Annotated in this window: 19 protein-coding genes; 13 read left to right on the forward strand and 6 right to left on the reverse strand. The window is 76.0% G+C overall.

The genetic code is table 11. The features are described from left to right. Positions 1-86: 86 nt before the first annotated feature. Both CELF_RS16920 and CELF_RS16925 read right to left on the reverse strand, forming a co-directional pair. Positions 87-1172 carry a right-handed parallel beta-helix repeat-containing protein gene (locus tag CELF_RS16920; RefSeq protein WP_013772490.1) on the reverse strand — a complete coding sequence of 362 codons (1086 nt, stop codon included), beginning with the start codon at positions 1170-1172 and terminating at the stop codon, positions 87-89. Between the two features lie 179 nt (positions 1173-1351). Beyond that, positions 1352-2593 carry an alpha-amylase family protein gene (locus CELF_RS16925; RefSeq protein WP_013772491.1) on the reverse strand — a complete coding sequence of 414 codons (1242 nt, stop codon included), beginning with the start codon at positions 2591-2593 and terminating at the stop codon, positions 1352-1354. A gap of 69 nt (positions 2594-2662) precedes the next feature. Between CELF_RS16925 and CELF_RS16930 the strand changes: the two genes are divergently transcribed. Next, positions 2663-3514: a Cof-type HAD-IIB family hydrolase gene (locus tag CELF_RS16930; protein ID WP_013772492.1), complete on the forward strand. Its 852-nt coding sequence runs from the start codon at positions 2663-2665 to the stop codon at positions 3512-3514. A gap of 15 nt (positions 3515-3529) precedes the next feature. On the opposite strand, the gene CELF_RS16935 is transcribed toward CELF_RS16930, so the two are convergent. Genes CELF_RS16935 through CELF_RS16945 form a run of 3 tightly spaced genes read right to left on the reverse strand, consistent with a single transcriptional unit; the run spans position 3530 to position 5511 of the window. Continuing rightward, complete coding sequence (locus tag CELF_RS16935) at positions 3530-4627, reverse strand: fatty acid desaturase family protein (protein ID WP_013772493.1); 1098 nt, start codon at positions 4625-4627, stop codon at positions 3530-3532. A 5-nt stretch (positions 4628-4632) separates the two neighbouring features. After that, positions 4633-5082 carry a hypothetical protein gene (locus tag CELF_RS16940; protein ID WP_013772494.1) on the reverse strand — a complete coding sequence of 150 codons (450 nt, stop codon included), beginning with the start codon at positions 5080-5082 and terminating at the stop codon, positions 4633-4635. A gap of 3 nt (positions 5083-5085) precedes the next feature. Continuing rightward, a complete protein-coding gene (locus tag CELF_RS16945; RefSeq protein ID WP_013772495.1) occupies positions 5086-5511 on the reverse strand; it encodes a LapA family protein in 426 nt (141 codons plus the stop codon). A 188-nt stretch (positions 5512-5699) separates the two neighbouring features. On the opposite strand from CELF_RS16945, the gene CELF_RS16950 reads away from it, so the two are divergent. The 10 genes from CELF_RS16950 to CELF_RS16995 all read left to right on the forward strand — a co-directional run bounded on the left by CELF_RS16950 (position 5700) and on the right by CELF_RS16995 (position 15778). After that, entirely contained in the window at positions 5700-6104 is a 405-nt protein-coding gene (locus CELF_RS16950) for a Rid family hydrolase (protein WP_041553594.1), read from the forward strand. Between the two features lie 105 nt (positions 6105-6209). Beyond that, on the forward strand, positions 6210-7073 hold the full coding sequence (locus CELF_RS16955) for a DUF4397 domain-containing protein (protein ID WP_013772497.1): 864 nt from the start codon (positions 6210-6212) through the stop codon (positions 7071-7073). 305 nt (positions 7074-7378) lie between these two features. Next, positions 7379-7873, forward strand: coding sequence for a class F sortase (locus CELF_RS16960; RefSeq protein ID WP_244851198.1), 495 nt, complete (start codon positions 7379-7381; stop codon positions 7871-7873). Between the two features lie 59 nt (positions 7874-7932). After that, on the forward strand, positions 7933-8583 hold the full coding sequence (locus CELF_RS16965; RefSeq protein ID WP_013772499.1) for an RNA polymerase sigma factor: 651 nt from the start codon (positions 7933-7935) through the stop codon (positions 8581-8583). Between the two features lie 7 nt (positions 8584-8590). Continuing rightward, positions 8591-9400 (forward strand): anti-sigma factor, encoded by an 810-nt coding sequence (locus CELF_RS16970; RefSeq protein WP_244851199.1) that lies wholly within the window; start codon positions 8591-8593, stop codon positions 9398-9400. Between the two features lie 68 nt (positions 9401-9468). Then, positions 9469-10548 carry an aminotransferase class V-fold PLP-dependent enzyme gene (locus CELF_RS16975; protein WP_013772501.1) on the forward strand — a complete coding sequence of 360 codons (1080 nt, stop codon included), beginning with the start codon at positions 9469-9471 and terminating at the stop codon, positions 10546-10548. After that, the gene (locus tag CELF_RS16980; protein ID WP_013772502.1) at positions 10545-11210 is read left to right on the forward strand and encodes an alpha/beta hydrolase family protein; all 666 of its coding nucleotides are present in this window, start codon (positions 10545-10547) and stop codon (positions 11208-11210) included. Before CELF_RS16975 ends, CELF_RS16980 begins: the two co-directional genes overlap by 4 nt. A gap of 215 nt (positions 11211-11425) precedes the next feature. Then, a complete protein-coding gene (locus CELF_RS16985; RefSeq protein WP_013772503.1) occupies positions 11426-13540 on the forward strand; it encodes an MMPL family transporter in 2115 nt (704 codons plus the stop codon). A gap of 45 nt (positions 13541-13585) precedes the next feature. Beyond that, a complete protein-coding gene (locus tag CELF_RS16990; RefSeq protein WP_041554681.1) occupies positions 13586-14449 on the forward strand; it encodes an aldo/keto reductase in 864 nt (287 codons plus the stop codon). Positions 14450-14551: 102 nt separating this feature from the next. Further along, positions 14552-15778: a globin domain-containing protein gene (locus CELF_RS16995; RefSeq protein WP_013772505.1), complete on the forward strand. Its 1227-nt coding sequence runs from the start codon at positions 14552-14554 to the stop codon at positions 15776-15778. Between the two features lie 9 nt (positions 15779-15787). On the opposite strand, the gene CELF_RS17000 is transcribed toward CELF_RS16995, so the two are convergent. After that, a complete protein-coding gene (locus CELF_RS17000) occupies positions 15788-16348 on the reverse strand; it encodes an O-acetyl-ADP-ribose deacetylase (protein WP_013772506.1) in 561 nt (186 codons plus the stop codon). 91 nt (positions 16349-16439) lie between these two features. Between CELF_RS17000 and CELF_RS17005 the strand changes: the two genes are divergently transcribed. Next, positions 16440-17009 (forward strand): hypothetical protein, encoded by a 570-nt coding sequence (locus CELF_RS17005; RefSeq protein WP_013772507.1) that lies wholly within the window; start codon positions 16440-16442, stop codon positions 17007-17009. Positions 17010-17080: 71 nt separating this feature from the next. Further along, the gene (locus CELF_RS17010; RefSeq protein ID WP_013772508.1) at positions 17081-17698 is read left to right on the forward strand and encodes a TetR family transcriptional regulator; all 618 of its coding nucleotides are present in this window, start codon (positions 17081-17083) and stop codon (positions 17696-17698) included. The last annotated feature ends 89 nt before the right edge of the window (positions 17699-17787 follow it).

A 17787-nucleotide genomic window follows, 5' to 3' on the forward strand; every position in this document is an offset into this window, starting at 1 on the left:
CGTGGGGTACTGCCCTCACTGCCCGTGTTCGCCGCAGGCGTGATCGGCTCCCCCGGGCCGCCGCGCGGCTGCGCGCCTGCGCGCCGTCAGGACCGTCCCGCGCATACGACGCCCGTGCACTGCGGCTCGGTGCCGTTGCCGTACGCGACGTTGCCGCCGAGGTCGGTCGCGAGCGGCGCGTAGATGCCGTACCCGGTGCTGCGGACCGCGACCGTGCCCTGCAGCGTCGCCGGGAACGTCGTGTAGACGGCGTCGCCGTTGCGGTCGAACCGGTTGTCGACGAGCGTCAGGACGGGTTCGGCGAAGTACCCGCGCTCGTGGTCGTCGGAGTGCACCGCGAGGCGGTTGCGGACGAACACGTTGCCCTCGAGGTGCATCGGCACGAGCGCCTCGACCGCGACGTCGTTGTCCGCGAACCGGTTGCGCAGCACCTGGTCGGGGGTCCCCGACCACTCCGAGGACAGCACGACCCGGTTGCGCGTGAACACGTTGTCCTCGATCCGTGCACCGCCCGAGCCGTACCCGTAGACGGCCCGGTCGCTGCCCGTCACGGTCGAGCGCGCGAGCGTCAGCGCGCACTCCCCGCAGTCCAGCGCGAACACGTCGTCCGTGAACCGCGACCCGGTGACCGTGAGCCGGCCCTGCGACACGCTCGCGCCGACCTGGTTGCCGACGAACACCGAGTCGGCGACGTCCACCGTCCCGTAGAAGCCGCTGACGGCCGTGCCGTTGCCGACGAACCGCGAGCGCCGCACGTCGAGCGTCGCACCGAGCTCGACGCCCAGCCCGGTCCCCGTGTCCCGCACGACGAGCCGGTCGACGACGAGCGGGGCGGTCGTCGGCTCGTCCTCGACGGCCCGCCGGACCCCCGCGTCCCAGCCGCGGACCGTGCCGTTGCGGAGCGTCGTGGGCGCGGTCGGGTCGGTCACGACCGCGACGCCCGTGCCCGGTCCGACGAGGCTGTGCCCGCCGAGGTCGAGGGACGCCCCCGCCGCGAGCGTCAGCCCGGGCGACGTGGTGCAGTGCAGCGAGCGGGTGAGCCGCACGTCGCCCGTCAGGACGTCGCCGCACGCGACGCCCGGCGGCCGGGCGGCGGCCGCGACAGCCTGACCGGTGGTCACGACGACGGCCAGCGCGAGCGCTGCGGCTGCGGTCCTCCAGGTGCGTCGCACGGGCGTCCCCCTCGTCCGGCGGCCCGCGGCGGGCCGCTCGGCGACCACGGTCCTCGCCGGTGGCGCCCCGCAGCAGGTCCGGCGGGGCGCCCGATCGGGAGGCCCGACCCGCCCGGACGGGCACGCGGCCCCGGGGGTGCGACGGTCGCGGTCGGCGCGCGCCGGGAGACCGGGTGCCGTCAGGGTGCCGAGGTGAACAGCACCCCGGTCGCGTCGCGCACGGTGGCGCGCGGCACGTCGGTCACGTCGAGCTCGACGAGCTCGACGAGCAGCTCGTTGCCGTCCGCGCGCGCCGCGTAGACGTAGCGCGTGTTGGTGAGCTCGACCGCCTCGGTCGTGGCGCGCACGAGCCACGGGTGGCGTCGGCGCAGCCCGACCAGCGCCTGGTGCACCTCCTGCATCCACGCGCCGTCGGGCGGCAGCGCGTCGGGCGTCGCCGGGTAGGCCGGCCGGACCGCGTCGTCGCCGCCGACCCGCTCCTCCTTGACGCCCGTCGCCGCGCGCTCGTCGCCGTAGTAGACGCACGGGACGCCGCCGACGGTCATCAGGACGACGAGGGCGAGCACCGCGCGCTGCGGGCCGACGCGCGACGCGACGCGCGTGACGTCGTGGTTGCCGACGAACGTGGTCGGCACGAACGTGCGCAGGAAGTCGGCGTGCCGCTGCAGCGCCCAGTCGAGCTCGAAGAAGTTGCCGTCGAGCAGGCTGCTCCAGATCGCCTTCCACAGCTCGTACTGGGTGACCGAGTCGAGGCCGGACTCCGCGACGATCCCGGCGTAGTCGCCGTGGATGACCTCGCCGACGAACCACGCGTCGGGGTGGGCGGCGCGCACGCGCGGCAGCACGCGGGCCCAGAACGCGGGCGGCACGGCGTAGGCCGCGTCGAGGCGCCAGCCGTCCGCGCCGCGGTCGAGCCACGCGGTCATGACGTCGGCGACGTGGTCCGCGACGGCGGGCTCGTCGTGGTTCAGGGCGACGAGCGAGGAGTGCCCCTCGAAGTCGGCGAGCCGCGGCGCGGCCGGGTCCGACCAGTCGATCCGGAAGTACCGCGCGTACGGGCCGTCGGGGCCGTCCGCGAGCGCCTGCCGGACCCACGGGTGCCCGCGCCCGACGTGGTGGAACACGCCGTCGAGCACCACGCGGACCCCCCGCTCGCGGCACGCGGCGAGCAGCGCGTCGAGGTCGTCCTCGGTGCCGAGCCGCGGGTCGACGCGCAGCAGGTCGACGGTGTCGTACCCGTGCGTCTCGGAGGCGGACACCGGTCCGAGCAGGAGGCCGTTGAGCCCGAGGCCGAGCACGTGGTCGAGCCACGCCTCGACGTGCCGCAGCCGGGGTGCGGCGTCGTGCGCCTCGCGGACCGGGGCTCCGGTGAAGCCCAGGGGGTACACGTGCCAGAACATGCAGGTCTCGGCCCAGGTCACCCCGGCACCGTAGCCCGGGACGGCCGGTCGGCGGCGGGGAGCGCACCAGGCGGCTGCGAGGATGACCCGGTGAGCCACGTCCCGCCCGTGCTGGAACCGCCCGTGCTGCCCGAGGTCCCCGACGTCCGGCTCGTCGCGCTCGACCTGGACGGCTCGCTGCTCGACGACGACAAGCGGATCCACCCGACGTTCTGGCCGCTGCTCGACGAGCTCCTCGCTCGCGGCGTGACGGTCTGCCCGGCGAGCGGGCGGCAGTACGCGACGCTGCGCGCGCAGCTCGGCCGCGACGACCTCGTCTACGTCGCCGAGAACGGCGCCTACGTGGTGCGCGACGGTGCCGAGCTGAGCGCGGACACCCTCGCGCGGGCGGTCGCGCACGACGCGGTCGACGTCGTGCGCGCCGAGGCGGCGGCCGGCCTGGACGTCGGCACGGTGCTGTGCGGCAAGCGCTCCGCGTACGTCGAGCGCACCGATGCGGCGTTCCTCGCGCAGTGCGAGCCGTACTACGCGCTGCTGGAGGTCGTCGACGACCTGCGGGCGGTCGACGACGACGTGCTCAAGGTCGCCGTGTACGACTTCGGACCCGCGGAGCAGGGAGCCGGGCCCGCGCTGTCGGAGCTGCGCCGGGAGGCCCGCGTCGTCGTCTCCGGCGAGCACTGGGTGGACGTCATGAGCCGCACGGTGGACAAGGGCGCGGCGCTGCGGGCCGTGCAGGACGCGCTCGGCGTCACGCGCGAGCAGACGATGGCGTTCGGCGACTACTTCAACGACCTCGGCATGCTCGACGCCGCGGCCTGGTCGTTCGCGATGGACAACGCGCACCCGCAGGTGCGCGCGCACGCGCGGTTCGTCGCACCGTCGAACAACGCCAACGGCGTCGTCCGCACGATCGTCGCCGCGCTCGGCCTGCCCCAGCCGTGACCTGCCGCGTCCGCGTCAGCGGTACTGCGCGACGAGCGGGCACTGGAACGGGTCACGCGCAGCGAGCCCGACGCCGTTGAGGTACCGCACGACGATGCCCCAGGAACGCCCCAGCGTCGTCTCCGTGTAGGGGATGCCGTGCGCGGCGCAGTAGTCGCGCACGATCGGCTGGAGCCGCACGAGGTTGGGGCTCGGCATGCTCGGGAACAGGTGGTGCTCGATCTGGTAGTTGAGCCCGCCCATCGCGAGGTCCGTGAGGCGGCCGCCCCGCACGTTGCGGCTCGCGGCCACCTGACGGCGCAGGAAGTCGATCCGGGCGTCGGGCGGGACGAGCGGCATGCCCTTGTGGTTGGGCGCGAACACCGCCCCCATGTAGAGGCCGAACAGGCCGAGCTGCACGCCGAGGAACGCGACGGCCATGCCGAACGGCAGCAGCCAGAACACGAGCGCGAGGTAGCCGCCGATCCGCAGGGTCACGAACGCGATCTCCCACGGGCGGCGCTTCACCTCACCGCGGCCGAAGATCGTCTTCACGCCCGAGACGTGCAGGTTGACGCCCTCGAGCAGCAGCAACGGGAAGAACAGCCACCCCTGGCGCTGGGTGAGCCAGCCCGTGAGGCCCGTGCGCGGCCGGGTCAGGTCCTGGGTGTGGAAGACGATGACGTCGGTCTCGATGTCGGGGTCGGCACCCACCTGGTTCGGCTTGGCGTGGTGCCGTGAGTGCTTGTGCTGCCACCAGCCGTAGCTCATGCCGGCGTACAGGTTGGCGATGACCAGGCTCGCCCAGTCGTTCCACCGCCCCGACGCGAAGATCTGCCGGTGCGCGGCGTCGTGGCCGAGGAACATGACCTGCCCGAGCAGGAGCGCGAGCAGCGCCGCGACGGCGAGCTGCCACCACGACGGCCCGACGACGACGAACGCGTAGACCGTGCCGCCGAGCAGCGCGGTCAGGACGAGGAACCGCGTCCAGTAGTAGGCGTGCCGGCGGCGCAGGAGCCCGGACTCCTGCACCGCGCGGCTCAGCGCCATGAACTCGCTCGTCTGCCGCGTGCGCGGCGAGGCGGGCCGTGCGGCCGCGGTGGGGACCGCCCCGGACGGCGGCACGGTGGTCATGACCGCTACTCGAACCGGACCGCGGCCGCAGCGGCGGCGACCGCCGCCTCGCGGTCGTGCTCGACGGCGTCGCGCGCAGCCGCGTCGGCGATCCGGCGGCCCCGCTCGGCCGACAGGTCGTGCCCGATGTCGCGCAGCGCGCCGGCGAGGGCGGTGGCCAGGCCGTCGCGCAGCTCGTCGAGCGAGGTGTCACCGATGAGGAGCCGACGGTCGGACACCGTGAGCGTGAGGTCGCCGCTCGCGTGCTCGTGCAGAGAGCGCGCGGTCGCGGGGTCCTCGATGCGTGCCCGCTCCGCCGCACTGACCTGCCGGCAGAAGACGGCGGGCACCGTGTAGCGGGCCGGGGCGGCGGGGGTGCCGAGCTCGACCGGGAGTCCCTGGGTGAGGACGGAGACGAGGTGGAGCTCCTCCGTGGCGTGGGGGGCCGGGCTGTGGGCCGTGCCGATGGTGGTCACGGCTCAGCGCTCGAACCGGGGCTGGGCGGGACGGTTGCCGGTCGGGGGCTGCCAGCGCGGCCGGACCATAGCGGGCTCCGTGCGGTCGGACTTGAGCCGACGACGCAGCTGCGCGATCCGCAGGCCACCGAGCGTCAGGACGACGATGCCGACGCCCAGACCGGCGATGAGCAGGACGAGCGCGAGCGGTGCGGCGCCGCTCATGCCGAGGAAGGCGACCTCGACGGGCGCCGTGTTCTGCAGCATGAAGATCACGAGCATGACCAGCACGAGCACGCCCACGCACGCGCCGACCCAGGCGGCGCTCGTCCGGGTGCGGGCGGGGGTGGTGGCGTTCTGGCGTGGGGTGCCGCTGCTGCGCGGGGCCTCGGCGCGGTGCGCGCGGTCCGGGGCTGCGTCTGGGGGGGTGGGGGTGCTTCGGACGGGCATGATGCCCTCCTCGACCGTGCCGGGTGGCGAGCCGCCGAAGCGAGGACCCTTCGTCCCGGAACTACCCCGAGTCTACGCCCCCGAGGCTCGGGCGGCCGGTCGGCGGGCCCCGGCGGGGCAGGCTGGGCGGGGGCTGGGTGGACGCGGCCCCCACGCGCGTGTCGGACGCCGGTCCTAGCGTGGCGGGCATGGACACGATCACGTACCCCACGCCCGGCGGGCTCGTCGTGAGTCCCGCGTTCAGCCACGTCGCCGTCGTCCCGCCCGGCGCGACCACGATCCTCGTCGGCGGCCAGAACGCCGTCGACGCGGCCGGCACGCTCGTGGGCGGCGACGACGTCGCCGCCCAGGTCACGAAGGTCATGGAGAACGTCGTGGCCGCCCTCGCGGCGGCCGGAGCGGGCGTCGCGGACCTCGTGTCCGTGACCGTCCTGCTCGTCGACGGCGTGGACCTCGCCGCCGCGTACGGCGCGGCCGCCCCCGCGCTCGCCCGCGAGGGAGCACCGCCGCTCGTCACGGCGGCCCGGGTGGCGGGCCTGGGCGTCCCGGGCGCGCTCGTCGAGGTGTCCGCGGTCGCCGCCGTCGTGCGCTGAGGACCGGCGCGCGCGAGGACGTCCGCACCGGGTGCATCCGTCCGGCCCTCCCGGCCGGAAGGAGGGGTGTCAGTCAGCAGCAGCACCCCCACCCAGGAGGTCACCATGCGCGCTCGTCCCCTCGCCGGCACCGCTGCCGGCATGCTCGCCCTCGCCGCCGTCGCCGCCGGCGCCGCACCCGCCTCCGCGGCGGACCCCGCCCAGCTCTCCGTCCTGCACGGCGTCCCGGGGCTCACCGTGGACGTGTGGGTCAACGGCGAGCGCACGCTCGACGACTTCACCCCGGGCACGCTCGCGGGCCCGCTCGAGCTGCCCGCCGGCACGTACAGCGTCGCGATCACGGCCGCCGACGCCGCCGACGCGAGCACCCCGGCGATCGGCCCCGTCGACCTGCCGCTCGAGGCCGGCCGCAACTACACCGCGGCGGCGCACCTCGACGCGTCGGGGAACCCGACCGCGACGCTGTTCACGAACGACACCTCGGCCACGGCCGCCGGCGAGGGCCGCCTCACGGTCCGGCACATCGCCGCCGCCCCAGCCGTGGACGTGCTCGCGGGCGGGACGGCCGTCGTCAGCGGCCTGACCAACCCGAAGGAGGCCGTGCTCGACCTGCCGGCCGGCACGGTCTCGGCGAGCGTCGTCGCCGCGGGCACCACGACGCCCGCGCTCCTCGGCCCGGCCGACGTCCCCGTCGCGGAGGGCACGAACACCATCGTGTACGCGTGGGGCAGCGCCACGGCGTCCCCCGCGACGCTCGCGCTCGCGACGCAGACCGTGACGGGCCTGCACTCGTCGCCGTCCGGGGTGGACGCCGGTGAGCTCGGCCTCGTCTCCGAGCCCGGCACCAACCCGTGGCTGCTCACCGTCGGGGCGCTCGGCCTGGTCGGCGCTCTCGCGCTGGCCGTCGCCCGCGGCCGTGCCGTCGTCCCCGCCTCCGCGCGGGCGACGCGCCCGGACGAGGACCGCTGAACGGGCACGACGTGCTCGGTCCCGTCCGCACCGTGCCCCGGGTCACGACCACCGCAGTGACCCGGGGCACGACCCACAGCCGGGGCGCCTCCTGCAGCGCGGGGCGCCCCGGCGCGGGGGCCCGCCGGCGGCCGTGGCGGACGACCGGCGCGGCCCTCGCCGTGCTGGCCGTCCTGGTCGCCGGGGCGTGCTCGCCCGGCAACGGCGCCGACGCCGCACCCACGGCGTCGTCACGACCCGGCACCCCGGCACCGCGACCGACGCCGAGCACGACCCCGCCCCCCGCGACCGTCCCCGAGGTCCCCGTGCGCGACGCCTCGCTCGCCGCGCTCGAGGCCCCCGACGCACCGCCCGCACCCGTGCGGGTCACCGTCCCGTCGGTCGGCGTGGACCTGCCCGTCGAGCCCGTGGGCGTCGACGCCGACGGCACGATGGCGCTCCCCGCCTCCGCCGACGTCGCGGGCTGGTACCAGTTCGGCCCCGCACCAGCGTCGCCTGCCGGCAGCACCCTCGTCGCGGCGCACGTCGACGCCCGCAGCACCGGCGTCGGCCCGTTCTCCCGGCTGCGCGACGTCGCGGTCGGCGCCCAGGTCGACGTCGTGCAGGCCGACGGCACCACCACGGCGTACCGCGTGCTCGACGTCGTCCGGATCGCGAAGGAGGAGGCTCCCGTGGACACCTGGTTCGACCGGGACGGACCCCGCCGCCTCGTCCTGGTGACCTGCGGCGGTGCGTTCCGGCGCGACGTGGGGCACTATGCCGACAACGTCGTCGTCACCGCCGAACCGATCGGTGGCTGACCGTGCCGGTGCAGGCGGACCTGCGACGGCCGCGGCGGACGGGCAGTGAGGAGCCGATCGTGACCGCACCCGGGCAGCCGCCCGCGGACCCGTCGCGCCGTCCCCCGCCCGCTCCCGCCCAGCCGCCCGTCCCCACGCTGCACCGCGACCGCGACGGCGACGACGTGGACGCCCTCGGCGCCGCGTTCGCGGCGGGTGACGAGCGGGCCGTCGGGGAGGCGTACCGGCGCTGGTCGGCCCTCGTCCACACGGTCGCGCTGCGCTCGCTGGGCAGCTCGACCGACGCCGAGGACGTCACGCAGCAGGTGTTCGTCGAGGCGTGGCGCGGGCGGCACCGGTTCGACCCCACGCGCGCCCGGCTGCCTGCGTGGCTGCTGGGCATCACGCGGCACGCGGTCGCCGACGCGCACGAGCGCCGCGCACGCGACCGGCGGCTCGCCGACGCGGCGGCCCCCGCGGCGATGACGGAGGAGAAGGCCGGCGCGCCGCGCGTCGACGAGCGCGTGGTGGACCGTGTGCTCGTCGCGGACGAGCTGGACCGCCTCGGCGACCCGCAGCGCACGATCCTGCGGCTCGCCTTCTACGACGACCTCACGCACGACCAGATCGCGACGAGACTGGACCTGCCGCTCGGCACGGTGAAGAGCCACGTGCGGCGCAGCCTCGCGCGCCTGCGGACCCGATGGGAGGTGGACGGTGCCGTTCGATGAGACGCACGTGGACGACGACGTGCTCGCCCTCCTCGCCCTCGGGGAGGACGCCGCGACGGACGACGAGCGCCACCACGTCGAGACCTGCGCACGGTGCGCCGACGAGCTGGCCGGCCTGCGCGACGTCGCAGGGCTGGCGCGCGACGCGCGCGACGACGTGCCGCTGGTCGCACCGCCCGCGCACGTGTGGGAGCGGGTGGCGGCCGAGCTCGGGCTCGGGGCGCAGGCAGCGCAGGCCGCGGGCGTGCCGGCCGGGTCCGTGGTCACGGCCGAGCCCCCGCGCGTCACGACGCTGCCGCCGGCGCCGGCTCCGGCGACTCCCCCCTCGTCGGGCGGCGGTGACGCGGGCGGTGACGTCGTGCCGCTCGGGCCGCGCCGCCGCACCCGCGGACCGTGGACCTGGGTGGCCGCCGCGGCGGCGGTCGGTGTGGTCGTCGGCGGCGTCGGCACGTGGGCCGCGACGGGGGACGCCGTGACGACGGACGTCGTCGCGTCGGCGACCCTCGACGCGCTGCCCGGCTGGGACGCGTCGGGGACGGCCACGGTCGAGGTCGACGCGGACGGCACGCGCGTGCTGGTCGTCGACGTCGAGGGGCCGGTCGACGGCGACTCGGGCTTCCGCGAGGTGTGGCTGCTCAAGCCGGACGTCTCCGGTCTGGTGAGCCTCGGGACGCTCGCGGGAGCGTCGGGCCGGTTCGACCTGCCGCCGGGGCTGGACCTGGACGAGTTCTCGGTCGTCGACGTCTCCGAGGAGCCGTTCGACGGCGACCCCGCGCACTCCGGCGACTCGATCGTCCGCGGCCCGCTCAGCGCCTGAGGCGCCCGCGGGGCCCGGGCCGGGTCGGGGCGTTGTGCCTGGCCGGGGCCTGCGACAGGATCCTGCGCATGACCGACCCGCTCGCCGCCCTGCGTTCCGCGATCGACCGGGTCCCGGGGTACCTCGACGCCGCGACGTGCGGCCTGCCTCCCCGCGCGACGGCGGACGCGATGCGCGCGGGGATCGACGCGTGGCAGGCGGGCCGGATCGACATGGCGGCGTACGACGAGGCGGTCGCCCGCTCGCGCGCCGCGTACGCGCGGGTCGTCGGCGTGGACGTGGCCGACGTCGCGGTGGGCGCGCAGGCGTCGAGCCTGGTCGGCCTCGTGGCGGCGGCGGTGCCCGACGGCGGCGAGGTCGTCGTCGTCGAGGGGGACTTCGCGTCGGTCGTGTTCCCGTTCGTCGCGCACGCGGACCGGGGCGTGACCGTCCGCCACGTGCCGCTGGAGGCCCTCGCGTCGCAGGTCCGGCCGGGCACGGCGGTCGTCGCGTTCTCGCTCGTGCAGTCCCGTGACGGGCGCGTCGCGGACGCCGACGCGGTGGTCGCCGCGGCCCGCGCCGCGGGGGCCCTGACGCTGTGCGACGTCACGCAGGCCGCGGGCTGGTACCCGGTCGACGCCGGGCGCTTCGACGTCACCGTCGGGGCTGCCTACAAGTGGCTCGCCGGGCCGCGCGGCGCCGCGTTCCTCACGGCCGGCCCCGCGGCCCGCGAGCGCCTGCGGCCGCTGCACGCCGGGTGGTACGCGGGTGCGGAGGTGTGGCGCTCGATCTACGGCCCGACGATGCGGCTCGCCGACGACGCGCGCCGGTTCGACGTCTCCCCCGCGTGGCTCGTGTGGCTCGGCACGGCCCCCGCGGTCGAGGCGTTCGCCGGGGTCGACCCCCGGCTGGTGCACGACCACGACGTGGCGCTCGCGGACGCGTTCCGCGCGGGTGTCGGCCTGCCGCCCGGCGGCAGCGCGATCGTGTCCCTGCCCGACGACGAGGCCGGGACCCTGCGGGCGGCGCTGACGTCGGCGGGGTGCCGCGTCGCGGGACGGGGCGGCGGGGTGCGGCTCGCGTTCCACGTGTGGAACGACGACGAGGACGTGGAGCGCGCGGCGCGCGCCGTGCGGGAAGCACGGGGCGCGGCAGGGGCGAGGGCGTGAGCGCCGGGGGCGCGACCGCCGACGGGGGCGGGCCGGCGGCGACGCCCGTGGCGGAGGTCCTGGGCGTCGACCCCGCCGCGCGTCCGCGGGACGTCGCCGGGGTGGTGCTGACGCCCGGCGCCAGCGCAGGACGCGACCACCGCACGCTCGTCGCGCTGGAGGCGGCGCTCGCCCCGCTGCCCGTGCTGCGGCTCGACTTCCCCAACCAGTCCCGCGGGAGCCGCGCGCCGGAGCGCCCCGAGGCCGCGGTGCCGCACCTGCGTGAGCACGCGACGGCGTTCGCGGCGGAGCTCGGCACGACGACGGACCGTCTCGTGCTCGGCGGCCGGTCGTTCGGGGGTCGCATGTCGTCGCTGGTCGCCTCCGAGGGGATGCCGCTGGCCGGGCTGGTGCTGCTGTCGTACCCGCTGCACCCTCCGGGCCGGCCCGACGACCTGCGCGTCGCGCACCTGCCGGACGTGACGGTGCCGGTGCTCGCCGTCTCGGGGCTGCGCGACCCGTTCGGTGCCCCGGACGAGCTCCGCACGCACCTCGCGGGCGTCGCCGGGCCGCTCACGCTCGCGTTCGTGCCCGGCGACCACTCGCCGACGGACGACGTCGCCGTCGCCACGGTCGTGCGCGCGTGGCTGCTCGGCGACGCCCCCGGGGACCGCGCCTCCTGACCGGCGCGTCCCGACGCGCGCCTCGACCCGGCGCGTTCCTGAGCCGACCCTGAGAGACCTCCCTCGACACGTCGGGGCACCCCGACCCACGATTCCGGGGTATCCCCGATGTCCCGGTTCGCCCCTTCTGCACGAGTCTCGTCCGTAGGACGAGTCGCAGGGCGGACCGTGCTCCGACCCCGCACCGGTCGTCCCGTCGAGCCCGAGGAACCGTCATGGCCCGTGTTGCCGGGTGGATCACCCACCGCTACGTGAAGTACGTCGTCATCGCGCTGTGGCTCGTCGTCACGGCGCTGCTCGCGCCGCTCGCGGGCAAGCTCACGAGCGCGCAGGAGAACGACGCGGAGAGCTGGCTGCCCCGCGGTGCGGAGTCGACGGAGGTGATCGCGGCGGCCCGGGCGTTCGTGCCGGAGAACGTGGTCCCCGCGGTCGTGGTGTACGAGCGCACGGGCGGGCTGACGCCCGGCGACCTGGAGACGGTCGCCGCGGACGTCGCCGCGTTCGGCGCGCTCGGGACCGTCGCGGGCGAGGTCGTCGGCCCGGTGCCGTCCGCCGACGGCGAGGCGGTGCAGGTCGTCGTCCCGCTCGACGCGGGCTCGGACGGCTGGGACGCGCTCGCCCCGGCCGTCGAGGACCTGCGCGCGACCGCCGAGGAGGGCGCCGACGGGCTCGGGACCTGGGTGACCGGGCCGGCGGGGCAGGCGGCGGACTCGGCCGCGGCGTTCGAGGGCATCGACTCGACGCTGCTGTACGCGGCGGCGGGCGTGGTCGTCGTGATGCTGCTGCTCACCTACCGCAGCCCGGTCCTGTGGCTGCTGCCGGTGGTGTCGGCGGGCGTCGCGCTCACCGTGTCGCAGGCCGTCGTCTACGTGCTGGCCGACCGGCTCGACCTCACCGTGAACGCGCAGAGCGCGGGCATCCTCACGGTCCTCGTGTTCGGGGCCGGGACGGACTACGCGCTGCTGCTCGTCGCCCGCTACCGCGAGGAGCTGCGCAAGCACGGCGACCGGCACGCGGCGATGGCCGTCGCGCTGCACCGCGCGAGCCCCGCGATCGTGGCGTCGGCCGCGACGGTCGCCGCGGGGATGCTCGTGCTGCTGCTCGCGACGATGAGCTCGACCGCCGGGCTCGGGCCCGTCGCCGCCGTCGGCATCGGCGTCGCGCTGCTCGTCATGCTCACGCTCCTGCCGGCGCTGCTCGTCACCGTCGGGCGGTGGGTGTTCTGGCCGCGGGTGCCGCACCTGGGTGACGACGAGCCGACCGCGCACGGGTTCTGGGCGCGGGTCGGCGCGCAGGTCGCCCGGCACCCGCGCCGCACGTGGGTCGCGACGGCCGCCGTGCTCGTCGTGGCCGGCCTGGGGTGGACGCAGCTCGACGCGACCGGCCTGAGCAGCGAGGACTCGTCCCGGACGACGCAGCCGTCCATCGAGGGCGAGAAAGTCCTGGCCGCGCACTTCGACGGCGGCGCGGGCACGCCCGTCGTCGTCGTCGCGGACGCGGACGCGGCGACGGCCGTGCGCGACGCGTTCGCCGCGGTCGAGGGCATCGACGCGGGCACCGTCACCGAGCCCGTGGTGCTCGACGGGACGGCCTACCTCGAGGGCACGCTCGAGGCCGCCCCGGACAGCGCGCAGGCCGAGGCGACGGTCGACCGCGTGCGGGACGCCGTGCACGCGGTGCCGGGGGCGGACGCGCTCGTCGGCGGCGTGACGGCCACGTCGGTGGACGTGCAGCGCGCGTCGGCGGACGACAACGTGCTGCTCATCCCGATCATCCTGCTCGTCGTCCTGCTGGTGCTCGTGCTGCTGCTGCGGGCGCTCGTCGCACCGCTGGTCCTCATGGGCACGGTCGTGCTGAGCTTCGGGGCGGCCGTCGGGATCAGCGCGATCGTGTTCCGGTACGCGTTCGGGTTCGAGGGCGCCGACGCGTCGTTCCCGCTGTACACGTTCGTGTTCCTCGTGGCGCTGGGGATCGACTACAACATCTTCCTCATGACGCGCGTCCGGGAGGAGGCGGTCCGCCAGGGGCACCGGCGCGGCTCGCTCGTCGGGCTCGCGGCGACGGGCGGCGTCATCACGTCGGCGGGGCTCGTGCTCGCCGGCACGTTCGCGGCGCTCGGCACGCTGCCCGTGGTGTCGTTCGCCGAGATCGGCTTCGCGGTCGCGCTCGGGGTGCTGCTGGACACGCTCGTCGTGCGGTCGATCCTCGTCACCGCGCTCAACCTCGACGTCGGCCCGCGCATGTGGTGGCCGAGCGCGCTCGCCCGCCGTCCCGAGCCGACCGAGGCACCTGCGGACAGCACCAGCCCGGAGCCCGTCGCCGCACGCTGACGCAACCCCGCGCGCTCGCCGGGGGTGCGTGATGTCATGGCCACCATGCAGACACGCACCCTCGGTGACGTCCAGGTCGGCGCGATCGGGCTCGGCGGCATGCCGATGTCGATCGAGGGCCGGCCCGACCGGGACCGCTCGATCGCGACGATCCACGCCGCGCTCGACCTCGGCGTCACGCTCGTCGACACCGCCGACGCCTACCACCTGCACGCCGACGAGGTGGGCCACAACGAGGAGCTCATCGCCGAGGCGCTGCGCACGTGGGGCGGCGACTCCTCCGACGTGCTCGTCGCGACCAAGGGCGGGCACCTGCGACCCGGCGACGGCACGTGGACCGTCGACGGCTCGCCCGCGCACCTGCGGGCCGCGGTCGACGACTCGCTGCGCCGCCTGGGCGTCGAGGCGATCGGCCTCTACCAGTTCCACCGGCCCGACCCCTCGGTCCCGTACGCGGACTCCGTCGGCGTGCTGGGCGAGCTGCTCGACGCGGGCAAGATCCGGCTCGCGGGCGTCTCGAACGCGAACCCGGACCAGATCCGCCAGGCCGTGCAGGTCCTCGACGGCCGCCTCGCCTCCGTGCAGAACCAGTACTCCCCCGCATTCCGCTCGTCGCAGCCCGAGCTCGACCTGTGCGCCGAGCTCGGCATCGCGTTCCTGCCGTGGAGCCCGCTCGGCGGCATCGCGCGCGCCGGGGACCTGGGGTCGCGGTTCGGCGCCTTCGAGCGCGTGGCGGCGGGGCACGGCGTGAGCCCGCAGCAGGTCGCGCTCGCGTGGGAGCTCGCGCAGGCCCAGGTCGTCATCCCGATCCCCGGCGCGTCCCGCCCCGAGACCATCACCGACTCGGTCCGCGCGGCGGAGCTGCTGCTCGGCCCGGAGGAGATCGCGCTGCTCGACGCGACGTCCTGACGCAGCCCGCCGCCCGCCCCCCGGGACGGGCGACGGGTCCCTCGGGGTCACCCGTACGGTGGACGGACCGAGCACCACCGGCCGACCCCGAGGAGCCCTCGCATGCTCTCGTCCACGTCCCGTCCGGTCGTCGAGGCCACCCTCCCGGTGGTCGCCGAGCACATCGGGCAGATCGCGCAGCGCTTCTACGAGCACATGTTCGGCGCGCGGCCGGACCTGCTCGACGGGCTGTTCAACCGCGGCAACCAGGCCGAGGGGACGCAGCAGGTCGCGCTCGCGGGGTCGGTCGCGGCGTTCGCGTCGGCTCTCGTGCAGAACCCCGAGCAGCTGCCCGAGCAGCTCCTCGCGCGCGTGGCGCACAAGCACGCGTCGCTCGGCCTGCGCCCCGACCAGTACGCCGTGGTGCACGAGCACCTGTTCTGGGCGATCGGCGACGTGCTCGGCGACGCGGTGACGCCCGAGGTCGCGGCCGCGTGGGACGAGGTCTACTGGCTCATGGCCTACGCGCTCATCCACCTGGAGCGCGGCCTGTACAGCGCCCGCGGCGTGCGGCCCGAGACGGTCTACCGGACCTGGGAGGTCGTCGAGAAGGTCCCCGAGACGGCCGACGTGGTCTCGTTCGTCGTGCGGCGCACGGACCGCCGCTCGGTGCGCACGTCCCTGCCCGGCCAGTACGTGAGCGTCCTGGTGCCGATGCCCGACGGCGTGCGCCAGCCGCGGCAGTACAGCCTGACGCGTGCCGACGACGGCGAGCACCGTGCGTTCGCGGTCAAGCGCGTGCGCGGCGGCGACCGCCCCGACGGCGAGGTGTCGAACCTGCTGTGCGACACCGTCGAGGTCGGCGACACCCTCACGCTCTCGGTCCCGTTCGGCGACGTGGTCCTCGACGAGGGCGGCGCGCCCGTCGTGTTCGTCTCCGCCGGGATCGGCGTCACGCCCATGGCGGGGATGCTGTCGCACCTCGTCGCGGCGGGGTCCGACCTGCAGGTCGTCGTGCTGCATGCGGACGTCGACGAGGACGCGTTCGCGCTGCGCCGCCAGGTCGTCGCCGACGCGGCCTCCCTGGGCGCGCAGGTGCACGTCTGGTACGAGCGCGGCACCGACAGCGCCCTGCCCGTCGCCGGGGTGCACGCCGGGCTGCTCGACGTCGACGCGGTCGACCTGCCCGACGGCGCCGCCTACTACCTGTGCGGTCCGCTGCCGTTCCTCAAGGGCGTGCGCGGCGCGCTGCTCGACCGCGGCGTGCCGGCGCGCGCGATCCAGTACGAGGTGTTCGGCCCGGACCTGTGGCAGGCGGACCTGGCCGCGACGCCGTCGCCGGGGGTCTGACGCCGGCGGTCAGCGGTGGGGTGCCGCGAGCGCCCGCTCGAACGCGTCGAGCAGCGGGGCCGAGAAGAGCACGAAGCGTACGAGCCGGATGCCGCTGGGGTGGGTGTGCCCGTCCTCGTCGGCGGGCTCCGACCCGACGGCCCACGCGCGGACGCTGCGGACGGCGATCTCGGCGACGTCCTCGCCCGCCCACCCGTAGGCGCCCGCGCTGATCGCGGGGAACGCGATGCTCGACGCGCCGACCTCGACCGCACGCTCGAGCGACCGCGTGAAGCACGACGCGAGGTCGGCGCGCTCGCGCTGCCCGCGGTTCCAGTTCGGGCCGACCGTGTGCACGACCCACCGGGCGGGCAGGTCGAACCCGGGTGTGACGACGGCGTCGCCCACGGGGAGCCCGTCGGGGAGCTCGGTCCGGCGCAGGCGCCGGCACGCCTCCAGGAGTCGCGGCCCGGCGGCGGCGTGGATCGCACCGTCGACGCCCCCGCCGCCGAGCAGCGTGGAGTTGGCGGCGTTGACGACGGCGTCGACGTCCTGCGTGGTGATGTCGCCGCGGGCGGCCTCGATCTGCATGCCACCATCCTGGGCCACGCGCGGCGGTCGCCCACCCGCGCTGGGTCGCGCGCCCGCTGCGGGTCTAGCGTGCGGAGCAGGCGGTGGTGCCATGACGACGAGGACGACGCGGACCACCACGAGCGAGCCGGCGTTCTCCCGGGGCGCGCTCGAGGCCCGGCACGCGCTCGGGTGGGCGGTCGGCGTGCTGCTGGTCCTGGCGGTCGGCGCGGTGGCGTGGCGGATGCTGGGCGCGCGCGCGTCGGGGCAGCTCGGGGTCCTCGCGGTCGCGGCGCTGTGCGCGGGCGGGCTGCTGCTGATCGCGGTCGGGTGCGGGACGGTCACGTCGGAGTACGTGCGGGTGACCACGACGGAGACCACCGAGACCGACGTGCCGGCGGAGGTCCCCCGCGCCGGCGCGCCGGCGGCGGCCGCCCAGGCGCTCGTGCCGCAGCTCGCGACCGGCATGGCCCGGCTCTCCCCCGCCCGGTCGCTCGTGCTGGCCGGCGTGACGCTGCTGCTCGTCGCGGGGGCCGGTGCCGGTCTCGGGTACACGCTCGACCAGGTGGCCGGCACGGGCCGCTCGACCCCGTCCCCGGCACCGTCGGGCGTGCCGTCGACGCCCGCTCCGCCGTCCGCACCGGGCGGGGACGCGTCGCCCGATACCGGACCCACGCCGTGAGGCGGCAGCCCGACCTGGCGCAATACCTACCGCTCGGTTAGTTTTCGTCGGCTCTGTGCAATCCTGGGGCCATGGCGACCCAGGTCAACGACGCCCGCACCGGCTACGCCAAGGGCCGGGCCACCCGCGAGGAGATCCTGGACGCCGCCATGCGGCTGTTCGGCGAGGTGGGCTACACCTCCGCGTCGCTGCGCGAGGTCGCCTCCCGCGTGGGCATCACGCACCCCGGTCTGCTGCACCACTTCCGCAACAAGGTCGCCCTGCTCGAGGCGGTGCTCGAGCGCCGGGACGAGATCGACGAGGCCGCCGTCCGCGCCGACCTCGACCGCGGCGTCGACTACTTCGACGCGCTCGTCCTGCTCGTCGAGCGGAACGCGCAGCGCCCCGCCATCGTGGAGCTGTTCGCGACCCTGTCCGCCGAGGCCACCTCCCCCGCGCACCCTGCCCACGCCTACTTCCAGCGCCGGTACGCCGCCGTGATCGCCAACGCGACCGCCGAGCTCGAGCGGCACCGCGCCACCGGACGGCTGCGGCCCGGCGTCGACCCCGCGACGGGCGCACGGCTCATCACCGCGATCATGGACGGCCTGCAGGTCCAGTGGCTCCTCGAGGCCGACCAGCCCGACCGCCGCGTCGACATGGCCGCCGCGCTGCGGGTCGCCTACGACGCGTTCTTCGCCCCCGTGTGACCCGGCGGGAGCGCTCCCGCACGCGCATCCGGGGTACGACGGCCGTGCGTCGCCGCTCCGGACGCCGCACGGGTCGCACCGGCCCGCCG

It is taken from the genome of Cellulomonas fimi ATCC 484 (assembly GCF_000212695.1).
GTDB classification, from domain to species: Bacteria; Actinomycetota; Actinomycetes; order Actinomycetales; family Cellulomonadaceae; genus Cellulomonas; species Cellulomonas fimi.